The sequence below is a fragment of the Streptomyces humi genome (assembly GCF_001005085.2).
GTDB classification, from domain to species: Bacteria; Actinomycetota; Actinomycetes; order Streptomycetales; family Streptomycetaceae; genus Streptomyces; species Streptomyces humi.
Genome location: NZ_LBMU02000111.1, coordinates 1 through 14,849 on the forward strand (window position 1 = coordinate 1; position 14,849 = coordinate 14,849).

General features: G+C 72.8%; 10 protein-coding genes. 9 read left to right on the plus strand and 1 reads right to left on the minus strand.

All coding sequences use genetic code 11. From position 1 onward, the window contains the following. Positions 1-154: 154 nt before the first annotated feature. From AAW13_RS39975 to AAW13_RS39990, 4 genes are all read left to right on the plus strand, one after another. Entirely contained in the window at positions 155-1,594 is a 1,440-nt protein-coding gene (locus tag AAW13_RS39975) for an acyl-CoA synthetase (protein WP_046732531.1), read from the plus strand. Further along, entirely contained in the window at positions 1,587-2,930 is a 1,344-nt protein-coding gene (locus AAW13_RS39980) for a carboxyl transferase domain-containing protein (protein ID WP_046732530.1), read from the plus strand. The genes AAW13_RS39975 and AAW13_RS39980 overlap by 8 nt, the downstream gene beginning before the upstream one ends. Before the next feature lie 385 nt (positions 2,931-3,315). Next, positions 3,316-4,353, plus strand: coding sequence for a rod shape-determining protein (locus AAW13_RS39985; protein WP_046732529.1), 1,038 nt, complete (start codon positions 3,316-3,318; stop codon positions 4,351-4,353). Between the two features lie 98 nt (positions 4,354-4,451). Next, positions 4,452-4,988, plus strand: a complete 537-nt coding sequence (locus AAW13_RS39990) for a hypothetical protein (protein WP_240528882.1) — start codon at positions 4,452-4,454, stop codon at positions 4,986-4,988. A 93-nt stretch (positions 4,989-5,081) separates the two neighbouring features. On the opposite strand, the gene AAW13_RS39995 is transcribed toward AAW13_RS39990, so the two are convergent. Beyond that, positions 5,082-5,999 (minus strand): DUF4231 domain-containing protein, encoded by a 918-nt coding sequence (locus AAW13_RS39995; RefSeq protein ID WP_046732528.1) that lies wholly within the window; start codon positions 5,997-5,999, stop codon positions 5,082-5,084. Positions 6,000-6,187: 188 nt separating this feature from the next. Between AAW13_RS39995 and AAW13_RS46215 the strand changes: the two genes are divergently transcribed. The 5 genes from AAW13_RS46215 to fxsT all read left to right on the plus strand — a co-directional run bounded on the left by AAW13_RS46215 (position 6,188) and on the right by fxsT (position 14,816). Next, positions 6,188-6,355: a hypothetical protein gene (locus AAW13_RS46215; protein WP_167391786.1), complete on the plus strand. Its 168-nt coding sequence runs from the start codon at positions 6,188-6,190 to the stop codon at positions 6,353-6,355. A gap of 162 nt (positions 6,356-6,517) precedes the next feature. Further along, positions 6,518-8,674, plus strand: a complete 2,157-nt coding sequence (fxsBH, locus tag AAW13_RS40000) for a radical SAM/SPASM protein FxsBH, inactivated beta-hydroxylase extension form (RefSeq protein WP_046732527.1) — start codon at positions 6,518-6,520, stop codon at positions 8,672-8,674. A gap of 91 nt (positions 8,675-8,765) precedes the next feature. Then, positions 8,766-9,473 carry an AAC(3) family N-acetyltransferase gene (locus tag AAW13_RS40005; protein WP_079179155.1) on the plus strand — a complete coding sequence of 236 codons (708 nt, stop codon included), beginning with the start codon at positions 8,766-8,768 and terminating at the stop codon, positions 9,471-9,473. A gap of 121 nt (positions 9,474-9,594) precedes the next feature. Next, the gene (locus AAW13_RS40010) at positions 9,595-10,884 is read left to right on the plus strand and encodes a TIR-like protein FxsC (protein WP_240528883.1); all 1,290 of its coding nucleotides are present in this window, start codon (positions 9,595-9,597) and stop codon (positions 10,882-10,884) included. Then, positions 10,881-14,816, plus strand: coding sequence for an FxSxx-COOH system tetratricopeptide repeat protein (gene fxsT / locus AAW13_RS40015; RefSeq protein ID WP_046732525.1), 3,936 nt, complete (start codon positions 10,881-10,883; stop codon positions 14,814-14,816). The genes AAW13_RS40010 and fxsT overlap by 4 nt, the downstream gene beginning before the upstream one ends. Positions 14,817-14,849: the final 33 nt, after the last annotated feature.

The window sequence follows — 14,849 nt, forward strand, 5'->3', positions numbered from 1 at the left end:
CACGGATCGGGTTCCGGGTGCGGGAGGGTGGGGGCTCGCCGCGCGGTTCCCCGTGTGCCTGACGGGGTGTTCCGGGCACGGTGGCGGGGGCTGGGCGGGCGGGCTGGTGTAGGAAGGGTGGGATTCGGGGTTTCCGGCGGTTAGGGGTCTTGGCGTGTCTGGTCTGTTTCCGGTGCTGGTCGGTGAGCGAAGCGCACTGCGGTTCGGGGGGCGGGAGCTGACGTACGGGCAGCTCGGCGGTGCGGCGGGGGCGCTCGCCGCACGGGTGCGGGATGCCGGGCGGGTCGCCGTGTGGGCGACGCCGGAACTGGAGACGGCGGTCGCCGTCGTCGGCACCCTGCTCGCCGGCCGGGCCGCCGTACCGCTCAACCCCAGGTCGGGCGAGAAGGAACTCGCGCACATCCTTGCCGACAGCGCGCCGACGGCGGTGCTGGCCGCGCCCGGCGCCGAACTCCCCGCCGCCCTCGCCGGCCTGCCCCGGATCGACGTCGACGCGGGGGCCGTGGGTCCGGTACCGGAGGACGACACCACCGGGTCCGACCCCGCCCTCGTCGTCTACACCTCCGGCACCACCGGCCCGCCCAAGGGCGCCGTCATCCCCCGCCGGGCCCTGGCCGCCACCCTGGACGCGCTCGCCGACGCCTGGCAGTGGACCGGCGAGGACGTCCTCGTGCACGGCCTGCCCCTGTTCCACGTGCACGGGCTCGTACTGGGGATCCTCGGGCCGCTGCGGCGCGGCGGCAGCGTCCGCCACCTCGGGCGTTTCGACACCGACGGCGTGACCCGCGAGCTGAACGACGGCGCGACCATGCTGTTCGGCGTCCCCACCATGTACCACCGCATCGCCGAGGCGCTGCCCGCCGACCCCCGGCTGGCGAAGGCGCTCGGCCGGGCCCGGCTGCTGGTCTCCGGGTCGGCCGCGCTGCCCGTCCACGACCACGAGCGGATCGCGGCCGCCACCGGGCGCCGGGTCGTCGAGCGGTACGGCATGACGGAGACCCTGATGAACACCAGTGTGCGGGCCGACGGCGAGGCCCGGGCGGGAACCGTCGGCGTGCCCCTGCCCGGGGTGGAGCTGCGGCTGGTGGAGGAGGACGGGACGGCGATCGCGGAGTACGACGGGGAGACCGTCGGCGAGATCCAGGTACGCGGCCCGAACCTGTTCACCGAGTACCTGAACCGGCCCGACGCCACCGCCGCCGCCTTCACCGCCGACGGCTGGTTCCGCACCGGCGACATGGCCGTACGGGAGCCGGACGGGTGTGTCCGGATCGTCGGCCGCAAGGCCACCGACCTGATCAAGAGCGGCGGTTACAAGATCGGGGCCGGTGAGATCGAGAACGCGCTCCTCGAACACCCCGGGGTGCGGGAGGCCGCCGTCACCGGGGAACCGGACGCCGACCTGGGCGAGCGGATCGTCGCCTGGATCGTCCCGGCGGATCCGCAGTCGCCGCCCGCGGCCGGGGAGTTGGCGGACCACGTCGCCGGCCGGCTCGCCCCGCACAAGCGCCCCCGCGTCGTCCGCTACCTCGACGCCCTCCCCCGCAACGACATGGGGAAGATCATGAAGCGGGCCCTCGGTGAACATGCCTGAGCGGCTCTCCGCCCGGCAGTTCCTCGACCTCGTCACCGACCCCGGCACCTTCACCGAGATCCCGCACCCCGAGCGGGAGTCCGGAGCCGACGGCCCGCTCGGCTGGCAGGGCTACGACGTCTCGCGCGCCCGCGCCGCCGAGCGCACCGGCGAGCGGGAGTCGGTCGTCGTCGGCACCGCGCGCGTCGAGGGCACGGCGGCCGTGCTGATCGCCTTCGAGTTCGGGTTCCTCGGCGGCTCGCTGGGCGAGCGGACCGGGGACCGGCTGGCGGCGGCGTACGTGCACGCCCGCGCGCACCGGCTGCCGGTCGTGCCGCTGATCGCGACCGGCGGCAGCCGGATGCAGGAGGGCATGCTCGCCCTGTCCCAACTCCAGCGGGTGGCACGGCAGTCGGCGCTCACCCGCGAGGCGCGACTGCCCCAGATCGCGGTCCTGCGGGACCCGACGACCGGCGGCGGCTGGGCCACCCTGGGCGCGGGCGCCGATGTGATCCTGGCCCTGCCCGGCGCCCAGGTCGGCTTCGCCGGCTCCCGGGTCCGCCCGCCGGACGCGGACCCCGCCGCGTACACGGCGGAGGCCCAGCTCGCGGCGGGCGCGGCGGACGCGGTGGTACCGGCCGCCGAGCTGCGGACCTGCCTGGGGCTGTGGCTGCGACTGCTGACCGGACCGGCGCCGGAACCGGCCGACCCGCCCGCCGCCCTCGGCGGTGCCGGGCTGCCCCGCACCGGCTGGGAGGCCGTTCAGCGGGCCCGGGATCCGCGGCGGCCGCGGGCCGGGGCCTACCTGGACGCCTACTTCACCCGTCGGGCCGCTCTCGTCGGCGACCGGTGCGGGGGTGCCGATCCGGACGGGATGCTGTGCGGGTTCGGCGAGCGGGACGGCCGTACCGTCGCCTTCGCGGCGCAGACCGGCACCGCGACCCGGCCCGCCGGGTTCCGGACCGCCGCCCGCCTGATACGGCTCGCTGACCGGCTGGGGATCCCGGTGCTGACCCTCGTCGACACCCCGGGCGCCGCCAACGACGCCGCGGCGGAACGGCAGGGCGCGGGCGCCGCGATCGCGGAGCTGTTCGGCGCGGTGGCCGCCGCCCGTACGCCGGTCACCACCCTCGTCATCGGCGAGGGCGGCTCCGGCGGCGCGCTGGCGCTGGCCGCCCCCGGCAACACCTGGGCCACGCCCGACAGCTACTTCTCCGTCATCGCCCCGGAGCCGGCGACGGCCATCCTGAAACGCCCCCCGGCCGCGGCCGAGGCGACCGCGGACCAGCTCCGGATCAGACCCCAGGACCTGGTGGAACTCGGCGTACTCCGAGGCATCGTGCCCGCCGCTCCCTGACGCACGACGGCGTTCCGGGGCCGGCGGGGGACGCCGACGCGGCCCGGCCTGCGGGTGTCCCCCCTTTTTTCCCGTGCTGCTTCGGTGCTGCTTCGGTGCTGCTTCAGTTTTGCTTCCGTGATTCGGTGCTGGCTGCCGTGCTGCCTCGGTACTGGCTTCCGTGCTGCCTCGGTACTGGCTTCCGTGCTTCTGCCGTGCCGTCCGTGTGGTTGGCCCGCGGCCCCTTCTCCGCGCCGCTCCGCCGCGTTCGTCCGCGGCCGAACCCCCCGTTCAGCGGCGCCCCGCCCGGCCCCCTCCCGCAGGCGCGCCGCGGTGATCCCCCAGAGGATGCGAAGGAAGCCGTCATCCGCCGTCACCCACGGCCCGCGCACTCGGGAGGATCGCCGTGACCGTCAGTCTGGAGCAGTTGCGCCGCTGCCATTTCGCCGTCGATCTCGGGGCCGCCCGCACCCGGGTGTACGTGAAGGGCATGGGCCTGGTCGTCGACCAGCCGTCCGTCGCCGCCATGAACACGCGCAGCGGTGCGCTGATCGCCGTGGGCGAGCTCGCGGAGAAGATGACGGGCCGGACGCCCGACTACATCCGCGTGGTGCGCCCGATCTCCGGCGGAACCGTCGTCGACATCGAGATGGCCCAGCGGATGCTGCGGCACCTGCTCGGCGACAAGACCCGCCGTATGCTGCGCCGCAAGCCCCGGCTACGGGCGGCGGCCTGCACCCCGCACGACGCCGACCCGCTGGCGCAGCGGGCGACCATCGAGACGCTGGTGGGGCTCGGAGCACGGCGGGTGGAGCTGGTCGACACGCTGATCGCCGCGGCCGTCGGGTGCGGGCTGCCCGTGGAGCGGCCGGAGGCGACCATGATCCTCGTCTGCGGGGCCGCCGCCACCCAGGTCGCCGTGCTGTCCCTCGGCTCCATCGTGCGCGCGGAGCGGATGCCCGTGGGCGGCGAGTCCGTGGACCACGCGATCGTCCAGCACCTGCGGCTCGAGCACGAGCTGATGCTGCCGAGCCAGGCGGTACGGCCGTTGCAGCTGGCCCTGTCGGAGAACGGGCTCACCCCGCAGGGGCCGACGTCCACGGAGATCCACGGGCGGGACGTGTCCACCGGCCTCGCCCGGAGCGTGCGGGTCGACACGGCCGCCGTCCGGGACGCCATCCAGACACCGCTCACCGCCGTCCTGGACGGCATCGGCAAGGTGCTGCGGGACTGCCCGCCCGACCTGGTCGCCGATCTCGCCGAGCGCGGGATGATCATGGTCGGCGGATCGGCGCTGCTGCCCGGCTTCGACCAGCTGCTGCGGCAGGCGACGGGCATGCCGGTGCACATCGCGGAGCGGCCGGACGTGTGCGCCGTACAGGGCATCGGGGCGATGCTGGAGGGCCGGATCGAGCCGCTGGTGCTCGGCCCCCGGTCCTGCTGAGACCGAGCGCCGGTCCGTGTGAACCGATGCGCCCCCTGCCCGCCCGGTCACCCCTCGATTAGGCTGTACTCACCTGTGGTGACGGAAGGGGACGCTCCGTGACAGCCGATATCACCGACCGCCTGGCCGGCGCGCCCGTGGTCCCCCGTCTCACCGTCACCCGGATCGGTGTCACCGGACACCGGGTGATCCCGCCGCCCGTCCTGCCCTTCGTGCGTGCCGCCCTGCGCGAGCAACTCAGCCGCACCGGCGTGGCGTTGGAGGCGCTGAGCTGTCTCGCGGCCGGCACGGACCAGCTGTTCGCCGACCTCGCGCTGGCCCACGGCGTGCCGGTGACGGCCGTGATCCCGGGCATGGACTACGAGGCCCACCTGGGCGACGACGAGGCGCGGGCGTCGTACCGCAGGATCCTGCGGAGCTGTGCGGACCGGGTCGAACTGCCCGTCCAACCCACCCACGAACAGGCGTACTTCGCGGCCGGCCAATGGGTCGTGGAGCACTCCGACGAACTGGTCGCCGTGTGGGACGGCCGGCCGGCACGCGGTCTCGGCGGCACCGGTGACGTGGTGGCCTACGCACGGCACATCGGGGTGCCCGTGACCGTGCTGTGGCCGGACGGGCAGACCCGGGACTGACGGACGCGGGACCGACGGACGCGGGGCTGACGGACGCGGGACCGACGGACGCGGGGCTGACGGACGCGGGACCGACGGACGCGGCGGGCCCGCTCAGGTGCCGAAGCGGACCAGCCACTCCGTGTGCGCCGGCGACATCAGCCGCTCCGCCTCCTCCACCGCCTCTGCCCAGCCCGCCTCCGTGACGGTGGTGGACATGGCGATCCGGGCGGTCTCCAGGTCCTGTTCGATGATCGAGTGGGCGTGCGTCAGCGGGCCGTGCCGCTGCACCTCCTGCCAGGCGACGCCCGCCGCGGCGGCCGCGCTGAGCAGGCCCGCGAGGTCGGCGCCGCCGAGCATGCCGACAGTCCGCAACAGGGCAGCGGCCAGGGCGAACAGGGTCAGCGCGGCGGTGACGGTGGACCAGCGGGAGGCCGCGCGGTGGGCACGGGAGGCCCGGTTCTTGTACCAGACCGTCTGCTCCAGGAGCCGGTCGCGCAGATAGAGGTCCCGGCGCGCCGCGTACGACTTGGCGCGTTCCGCGCGCATCCGCGGGGTGATCTGCCCCCGGCCGCGCTCCCGCACCCCCTCGCGGGAGTCCTCCCAGCCGCAGGCGCGCAGCTCGCGCAGCCGCTCCTCCAGGCGTTCCGCGAACACCGCGTCCGGGTCGACGACGTCGGAGCGGAAGGGGCCGCCGTGCACCATGTACTGCCAGGCCAGCGACTTCAGCAGCTCGGCGGCGGCCCGGTGCGCCTGCCAGTGCGCCCGGGACCGGCGCCGCGAGGTGCTCAGCCCGAGGGCTATCGTCAGCCCGTAGAGCAACGCGGCGCACACCGCCATGACATGCCCGGACGCCTGCTCGGTGAACACGGCCGCGGTGGTGGCCAGCAGCAGGACCAGCAGATGCGTACGGACGGCACGGAACGAATCACTCTGGTGGCGTAACGCCCATCTGTCACTCACCTGGAACAGCGGTGGGAGATCCCGTGCGTCCAGCGTGGTGCTCGGCACCGGCGTGGTTGCGGCCCCCATGAAGCCCCCCGAATTCAATGCGCGCCCCCGAAGGCTTTCGCGCGCCCCCGAAAAACCGGCTTGAGAATTCAATGAGTACGGAAACCGGGCCCGGACACAAGAGGTTCGCGCGGCATTCCTGGTATAGGGTCCGCACCATCGGGACCAGTCTCGGTTCCGCGAGCCCGAACCGGAGCGACGAAACAATCATGACGACCACCTCGACGCAGTTGCGCAGCCCCGCGCCGGCCGACCGGCACACCCGCCTGGCGGACATCGACCCGTACGCGACCTCCACGGCGCGCGACACGGGCCGCGTGACCGACGCCCCCGACCACCGTTCGAATCGGACGGTCACGTTCAACTCGGGAGTTTGACCCGGCGCGGCCGGACAGCAGCGTCACCCGGACGTGGGTGCGCCCGGCGCGGCGGCGTGCGCCGCTCGTACCCACGTCAGTGCGCTGACAACGCGTCAATGTTTCTCGCAGTAATGCCGTTTGGGGCCCGTCGAGGGTGGGAAGTCTGACAGACTGCCTCCGGTGACGAGCCAGTCGCCCGACAACCCACCCCTGAGACAGCTGGTCCTCAAGATCCACAGCAGGTGCGATCTGCTCTGCGACCACTGTTACGTGTACCAGCACGCCGACCAGAGCTGGCGGGGCCGCCCCACCTTCATCCGCCCGGAGACCGTCCGTGCCGTCGCCGGCCGACTGGCCGAGCACACCCGGGCGCGGGCCCTGGAATCCGTCTCGGTGATCCTGCACGGCGGGGAGCCACTGCTCGTCGGGCCCGCCCGGCTGCGCGACATCTGCGCCGAGCTCACCCGCGCGCTCGCCCCGCTGACCACCCTCGACCTGCGGATGCACACCAACGCGGTCACCCTGAACCGACGCCACCTGGACGTCTGCCGGGAGTTCGGGGTCCGGGTCAGCGTGTCGCTCGACGGCGACCGCGCGGCCAACGACCGGCACCGGCTCGACCACAGGGGACGCAGCAGCCACGACCGGGTGCTCCGCGGCATCCGGCTGCTCCAGGAACCCGAGTACCGTCACCTGTTCAGCGGCATCCTGTGCACCGTCGACGTGGCGAACGACCCCGTCGCCGTGCACGACGCCCTCACCGCACTCGCCCCGCCGCGGATCGACTACCTCCTCCCGCACTCCACCTGGGACAGCCCGCCGCCCAACCCGGCCGGGGCCGCGACCCCGTACGCCGACTGGCTGCTCGCGGTCTTCGACCGCTGGGAGGAACAGGGCCGCCCGATGCCGGTGCGGACCTTCGACTCGGTGCTCAGCACCCTGCGCGACGGGCCGCCCCTGACCGAGGCGCTGGGGCTGGCGCCCAGCGACCTCGCCGTGATCGAGACGGACGGCACCTTCGAGCAGGCCGACTGGCTGAAGACCGCCTACGCGGGCGCGCCCGAGACGGGGTACGACGTCTTCCGGCACGGCTTCGCGGAGTTCGCCTCGCATCCGGGCGTACTGGCCCGGCAGACGGGGGCCGACGGGATCAGCGACACCTGCCGCCGCTGCCCGGTCCTGCGGTCCTGCGGCGGCGGCCTGTACGGGCACCGGTACCGCGCGGAGAACGGCTTCGACAACCCCAGCGTCTTCTGCGCCGACCTGCGCTCCCTCGTGGAGGGGATCGCCGACCGGGTGACCGACCGCACCTTCGCCCCGGCCGTGCTCAGCCTGCCCCGGCTCAGCTGGGCGCAGCTGGAACTGACCCGGAAGCTGGTGCGCCGGACCCGGCAGCAGCTGACGGCCGAGCCCGACACGGAGGTCGCCTGGCGGCTGCTGCTGGCCCTGGACGCCGACTCCGGGACCGCACCGCACCTGGACGAGGTGCTGGCCCACCCCTACGTGCGCACCGGTCTCCAGCGTTCCCTGCGCGGCCCCGCGGACGCGGCCCGGTTCATGTCGCTGGCCGCCGCCGCGGCGCTGCGGGCGGGGGCGGCCGCCACACTGTCCTGGGACCAGCCCGGTACCCGGCTGCACCTGCCCACCTGGGGCACCTACCGGCTCGACGCCCCCGGCCGCATCGAGGTCACGGTGACACCGGACGCCTTCCGGGTGCGCGGCGTCGGCGGACACCGGACGGACACCGAGGGGACCTGGGTCCGGCCGGACGAGATCCCGGCCTCCACGCGCTGGCGCCCGCTCGGCCGGCTGCTGGCCCAGGACGGGCCGCTCGTCGACGACGCCGACCCCTACCGCGACTGCTATCCCGCCGCGGTCGCCCCGCCGCTCGAATCCGGCGACTTCGTGGAGCGGCTGGGCCGGGCCTACGAACTGCTGGCGAAGGACGCGTCCGACAGGCGCACCGCCGCGGACGCGTTCCGGCCCACCGTGCTCACCCCGCTGGAGGCCGGCAGCGGGCTGCTGCTCGGCGCGCACGGGTTCGGGGCGCTGGGCGTGGCGGTGGACGTGACGCCGGAGGAGTTCGCCCGGGAACTCCCGCGCATCGGCCGCCGCGCCAGACTCACGGCCCTGCGCGAGACGGCCGACCTGCACCGGCCGGGCAGCCCCGCGGGCGCCCTGCTGGACCTGGCGGACACGGAACTCGGCCGGGGGGCCCACCCGGAAGCGGCCCGCGCCCTCACCGGGCTCACCCTGCTGCCGGAGGCCGAACTGACGCCGACAGGAGCCGTGCTGGTGTCCCAGCTGTGGTCGCAGTGGGCGGATCTCCATGACTGAACGAGCGCGCGTCACCACGGCGGACACGGCACACAGGGCAGAACTGGCGGACCTGTTACGGACATTGGGCGTGCGACACGGCGGGGTGCTGATGGCGCACGCCTCGCTCAGCGGTACCGGGGCCGCGCCGGAGCTGGTCCGGGACGCGCTACTGGCCGCGCTCGGCCCGGCGGGGACGCTGGTCGTGCCCGCTTTCACGCCGGAGAACTCCGACACCTCCCGGGCCTACCGGGAGGCCGTCGCCGGCATGGACGACCGGGAGGCGGCCGAGTACCGGGCCGCGATGCCGCCGTTCGACCCGGACGCCACCGAGTGCCCGACGATGGGGGCGCTCGCCGAATGCGTACGGTCGACGTCCGGCGCCGTGCGCAGCGCGCATCCGCAGACCTCCTTGGCCGGACTCGGGCCACGAGCACCGGAGTTGCTGCGCAAGCACCATCTGCGCAGCCACCTCGGCAGGCTCTCCCCCATGGCGCGGCTGTACCGCGCCGACGCCCAGGTCCTGCTGCTGCGGGTCGGGTTCGAGGTGTGCAGTTCCTTCCACTACGCCGAGTACCTGACCCGCCCCAGGCCGCCCCGGCGCACCTACCGGTGCGTGGTCGGGCACAAGGGGAACTGGGTGTCGTACCGCGATCTCTCCCTGAACGACGGGGACTTCGGCGCGATCGGCGCCCGGCTGCCGCAGGAACTGCGCGCCGAGGCCGACTGGGCCTCGAAGCGGGTCGTCCTGTGCTCCATGCGGGACCTGGTCAGACACGCCAAGGGGCAGATGTCTGGATATCGACGCGCTTTGGCCTGAAAACAGTGAACCGGAACCGGGGTCCGTCGGGCACATTGTTGAGTCCGACGGCGGCGTCGACGACGGGGGCGGTCCAGCGGCTTGCCGGTGGCCAGGAAGACGTACGGACATGGGGGAACGGGTGCAGAATCGGGCTCCGGACAACCGGCCCTATTTCTTCCTGTCGTACGCGCACACTCCACAGTGGAGCCCGGACAGCGGAGACCCCGACCACTGGGTGCGGGTGCTGTTCAACGACCTGTGCAACCACATCATGACACTCACCGACCTGCCCGCCGGCTCCCCGGCCGGCTTCATGGACCGGGAGATGCGCTCCGGGGACGGCTGGCCCGAGAAGCTGAGCGAGAACCTGGCCGCCTGCCGGGTGTTCGTTCCGCTGTTCTCACCGCGCTACTTCTCCAGCGAGATGTGCGGCCGCGAGTGGTACGCGTTCCACGAGCGGATGCTGAACGCCAGGACCACCGGAGCGGCCAACGCCTCCGCCATCGTGCCCGCGCTGTGGACCCGCTTCGACATGCGTGAACTCCCCGACTCCGTACGGCACATCCATGTGGAGCCCCTCTCGGAGGGCGGGCGGTACCTCAGCAACGGCATCTACGGACTGATCAAACTCAGCCGGCTGCGCGACGAGTACGACGACATCGTGTACGGCCTCGCCGAACGCATCGTCCAGGCGGCCGACGAGTCCCGGCTGCCGCCCGGACGCCCCCGCGACTACGAGAGCACCCCCAGCGCCTTCAAACCGCGCGGCTCCGGGACCCGGCACATCCGGCTGACCGTGGCCGCGCCCACCGAGGACTCCGTCCACCAGCACCGCGACACCGGACCCTACGGTGACGACGCCCTGGACTGGAACCCGTACCAGACCGAGTCGACCCGGGCGCTGTCCACGCACGCCGAGGAACTGATCCGCTCCCTGGACTACCGGGTGACCGTCGTCGCCTTCGACGACGAGAACCCCGGGGAGGAACCGCCCGCGTCCGGGGACCGGCAGCCCGGCATCCTGCTCGTGGACCAGTGGGCGCTCACCGACGAGGAACGCCGCGGCCGGCTGAAGACGTTCGACGCCTACGCCCGGCCGTGGGTGAGCGCGATCGTGCCGCGCTGCCGTACCGACCTACAGAACCACAGCGAACAGGGGCGCCGGCTCGCCGAGGAGCTGGAGCGGGTGATGCCGACCATCCTGGAGCGGGCGCGGCGCGGCGACGCCCGGACCGCCGTGAACGGCGTACCCACGCTCAAGGCCTTCACCAGGGTGCTGCCCGAGGTGGTGGCCTACACGACCAGGCAGTACCTGAAGAACGCGGAGGTCCGACTGCCGCCGGGCCCTGACATCCCCAGACCCCGTCTGGCGGACCCCTACCAACCGTCCGACCCGGACGCGGGCGACGACCCCGGAGGAGAGGCATGACGGCCGCAGTGGACGGACGCATCATCACCTTCTACTCGTACAAGGGCGGCACCGGACGGACGATGGCGCTCGCCAACACGGCGTGGATCCTCGCCGCCAACGGCAAACGCGTCCTCGCCGTCGACTGGGACCTGGAGGCCCCGGGTCTGGACCGCTTCTTCCACCCGTTCCTGGACCCCAACGTGCTCGCCGCCACCGGAGGTGTCCTCAACATCCTCCAGGACTACGCCTGGGCGGCCACGGACGGCATCACCCGCACGGGACCCTGGCACCTGGAGTTCGCGGACGTCGAACAGCACGCCGTCTCGCTCTCCCCCGAACGGCAGGGACTCGCCTTCGAGAACGGCGGCTCGCTCGACTTCCTCTCCGCCGGGAAGCAGTTCCGCGCCTACTCGGGCACGGCGTCCTCCCTGGAATGGGACAACTTCTACGACCGGCTGCGCGGCGGCATGTTCCTGGAGGCGCTGCGCGACAGCATGAAGCGGTCCTACGACTACGTGCTGATCGACTCCCGCACCGGGCGTTCGGACACCGCGGACATCTGCACGCTCCAGATGCCCGACATCCTGGTGGACTGCTTCACCTTCAGCGACCAGGCCCTGGACGGCGCCGCCGACGTGGCCTACAGCGTCGGCGACGAGCACCGCAGCCGGCGGATCCGGGTGCTGCCCGTCCCGATGCGCGTGGACGACGGCGAGAAGGAGAAGGTCGAGGCGGGCCGCGCGGTGGCCCGGACGAAGTTCGCCGGACTGCCGAAGGGACCGGACGGGGAGCGGCTGAGCGCCGACGAGGTCACCGCCTACTGGGGCAGCGTCGAGATCCCGTACAAGCCGTACTACGCGTACGAGGAGACCCTCGCCGTCGTCGGGGACAAGAAGGGCGACCCCAAGTCGCTGCTGTCCGCCTTCGAACGGCTCACCGCGTTCGTGACCGACAACGAGGTCACCGCGCTGCCGCCGATCCCGGACCAGGTACGGCTGCGCTGCCGGGACGCCTTCATCCGGCGGCGGCCGCAGACCACCGCGCTCCAGGTGACCATCGTGTACGCGGCGGAGAACCGGATGTGGGCCGACTGGGCCGAGTCGCTGCTGAAGCGGGCCGGCTGCACCGTCGTACTGCACGACCTGGCCGCCGGACCGCTGGACCGGCCCGCCCCGGGCACCCGCGTCCTGGTCCTGTGGTCCAAGGCGCTGTTCGGCTCCCGGCACACCGCGCTGCTGCTGAACTCGGCCACCGGCGGCGACGGCCCCGCGGGCGTGCTGATACCGGTGCAGGTCGACGAGGTCCAGCCACCGGAGTCGTACCAGCACCAGGCCGACCCCGTCGACCTGCACGGCCGGGACGAGTCGAGCTGCGAGAACGCGCTGCTCGGCGCGCTCGAACTGCCCGGTCAGCTGCCCAAGGGCGGACCGGCGGCACCCCGGTTCCCCGGCCACGTCCCCGACCACTGGAACGTCCCGCAGCGCAACAGCACCTTCACCGGCCGGGGTTACATCCTGGAGAAGGTCCGGGAGCAGCTGCGCAGCGGTATGACCGCCGTACTGCCCCAGCACCAGGCGCTGTTCGGGATGGGCGGTGTCGGCAAGACCCAGATCGCGCTGGAGTACGTGCACCGGTTCAGCGCCGACTACGACCTGGTGTGGTGGGTGCCGGCCGAGAACGTCGACAACGTGGTGGCCTCGCTCGCCGAGCTCGGGGCCCGCATCGGCGCACCCGGCGGCGAGGACATGGCGCTGGCCAGCAAGGAAACCGTCCGCATGCTCTCCCGGGGCAACCCGACCAAGCGGTGGATCCTCGTCTTCGACAACGCCGACAACCCGGACGACCTCGCCGGTTACCTGCCCACCACCGGCGGCGGGCACATCCTGGTCACCTCCCGCAACCAGGCCTGGTCGGACAAGGGGGAGACACTGCCGGTCGACGTCTTCCAGCGGCAGGAGAGCGTCGAGCACCTGTCGCGGCGCGCCCCCGGGCTGTCCGCCACGGAGGCCGACCAGGTCGCGGAGGCCGTCGGCGACCTGCCGCTCGCGGTGGAGCAGGCCGGGGCCTGGCTCGCCGAGACCGCCATGCCGACCGCCGAGTACCTGCGCCGCCTCACCGAGGAGACCGCCGCGGTGATGGGGCTCAACCAGCCCTCCGACTACCCCGACACGGTGGCCGCCACCTGGAACATCTCCATCGAACGGCTGAAGGAACGCTCGCCCGCCTCGGTGCGGCTGCTGCAACTGTGCGCGTTCCTCGCCGCCGAACCGATCTCCTCGGAACTGCTCTACGACAGCGACGAGATGCTCACCGCGCTCCGGCTGACGGAGAGTCTGCTGATCGGCCAGCTGGTGCGGGAGATCAGCCAGCTCGCTCTCGCCAAGGTCGACCAGATCTCCCGCACGATCCAGGTGCACCGTCTCGTGCAGGCGGTGATCCGCTCCCAGATGTCGGAGGAGGAGCGGCGCGAGGCCCGGCACACGGTGCACGAGATCCTCAGAGGAGCCCGCCCCAAGGGCGACGAACCCACCGACAACCGTGAGAACTGGCCGCAGTTCGACATCATCTGGCCGCACCTCACCGCCTCCGACATCCGCAACTGCACCGAGGCGGAGCCCCGCCGGCTGCTCATCGACCGCGTCCGCTACCTGTGGAAGCGCGGCGAGTTCCCCCGGGCGCAGCGGCTCGCCGAGGAGTTGCTCGCCCACTGGAAGGAACCCCTCGGCGAGAACGACGAGCAGTACCTGTACCTGCGCTGCCAGCTCGCCAACGTGCTGCGCTCCCAGGGGCTGTACGTCGAGGCCCGGGAGATGGACGACGACGTGCTCGGGCGACAGCGCCGGCTGCTCGGCAACCGGCACCCGCACACCTTCATCACCACCTCCGGCCTCTCCAGCGACCTCGCGGCGCTGGGCGAGTACACCAAGGCGGTGGAGCTGGCGAGGGAGGCGCACGACGGCTTCAGCGACCTCTTCTACGAGGCCCACCCGCGCACCCTGAACGCGGCCAACAACCTCGCCCTGGCGTTGCGCATGGTCGGCAGGTACAAGGACGCCCGGGGGATCGACGAGGTCACCCTCACCCGCCGTACCCAGGTCCACGGCGTCGACCACATCTACACGCTGTCGTCCGCGGAGAACCTGGGCCGCGACCTGCGCGAGGTCGGCGAGTACACCGCGTCGGTCGCGGTGCTGTCCCGGGCGTACGAGCAGTACAAGCGCGTACGCGACCTCGGCAAGCAGTTCCCGGGCACCCTGCGGTGCGCGAAGTCGCTCGCGGTGTCGCTGCGCCGGGCCGGCGAACTGGAGGACGCGCGGCGGCTGACGGCCGCGACGATGGAGCAGTACCGGTCGCAGTACACGGCACCCACCCCGGACTCGCTGGCCTGCGAACTGAACCTCGCCGCCGACCTGTTCGCGGCGGAGGACCCGGAGGCGGCGCGCGACGTCGCCCAGAAGGTGCTCGCCGAGTACGTGAAGAAGCCGGGCGAGGCCCATCCCTACACCCAGACCGCGATGAACAACCTCGGAGTCTTCCACTGGGGCTGCGGGGACTGGGAACAGGCCGAGGAGGTGTTCCAGAAGGTGCTGGAGCGCATGACCGAGGTCCTGGGCGCCCACCATCCGCACACCCAGTTCTGCTCCGCCAACTACGCCATCGTGCTCGCCGAGAGCGGCCGGCTGGAGGAGGCCTGGCAGCGGGAGCAGCACAGCATCGAAGCGCTCCGCGCCGACCTGGGCGCGCAGCACCCCGAAGCCCTGGCGGTGGTCAGCAACGGCGCCCTCACCCTGAGCGCCCTCGGCCGCACGGACGAGGCCCACGCCCTGCGCGAGGAAGCCACCAGGCGGCTGAAGGCGCTGCGCCAGCAACTCGGCGAGAACAACGGCATCACCCGCTTCGCGCTGGAGGAGCGCCGGGTGTACCGGGACCTGGAGCCGCTGGCGGTGTGAGCGGGGGCGAGGGGCCGGGCGGACGGACCGGGC

Bases quoted from the DNA above. Each gene is read 5' to 3' on its own strand.
- AAW13_RS40005 (WP_079179155.1), top strand. From the start codon at position 8,766: ATGGCGCACGCCTCGCTCAGCGGTACCGGGGCCGCGCCGGAGCTGGTC.
- fxsT (WP_046732525.1), top strand. From the start codon at position 10,881: ATGACGGCCGCAGTGGACGGACGCATCATCACCTTCTACTCGTACAAG.
- AAW13_RS39995 (WP_046732528.1), bottom strand. From the start codon at position 5,999: ATGGGGGCCGCAACCACGCCGGTGCCGAGCACCACGCTGGACGCACGG.
- AAW13_RS46215 (WP_167391786.1), top strand. From the start codon at position 6,188: ATGACGACCACCTCGACGCAGTTGCGCAGCCCCGCGCCGGCCGACCGG.
- AAW13_RS39980 (WP_046732530.1), top strand. From the start codon at position 1,587: ATGCCTGAGCGGCTCTCCGCCCGGCAGTTCCTCGACCTCGTCACCGAC.